The sequence below is a fragment of the Pseudomonas sp. Kh14 genome, from assembly GCF_900291005.1.
Classification (GTDB): domain Bacteria; phylum Pseudomonadota; class Gammaproteobacteria; order Pseudomonadales; family Pseudomonadaceae; genus Aquipseudomonas; species Aquipseudomonas alloputida.
Genome location: NZ_OLKJ01000133.1, coordinates 1 through 267 on the forward strand (window position 1 = coordinate 1; position 267 = coordinate 267).

At 57.7% G+C, this 267-nt stretch carries 1 protein-coding gene; it reads left to right on the forward strand.

Annotated elements, in window-relative coordinates; all coding sequences use genetic code 11:
• Window positions 1-72: 72 nt before the first annotated feature.
• The coding region (locus FQ668_RS27575; RefSeq protein WP_256677684.1) for a hypothetical protein at window positions 73-267 on the forward strand (195 nt) is incomplete at its 3' end.

Genomic DNA, 267 nt, shown 5'->3' on the forward strand with positions numbered 1-267 from the left:
CACATCAACATATCCGCCCATGTCGCTTTGCGACCTCGCGGAAATGTAAACAGGGCAGGGCAGGGGAAAAATATGAACGAACAGGCGGGATTCACATTGCGGGGGCGCAATCCCGACGTGCTGACCTGTATCGCCAATCTGTCGAACGACGAGGTATTCACCCCGCCCGAGTTCGCCAACCGGATGCTCGATACGCTTGCCGCGACTTGGGCTGCGCGCAACAGCGGAAAGAATATCTGGCAGGACAGCTCAGTCACGTTCCTGGAC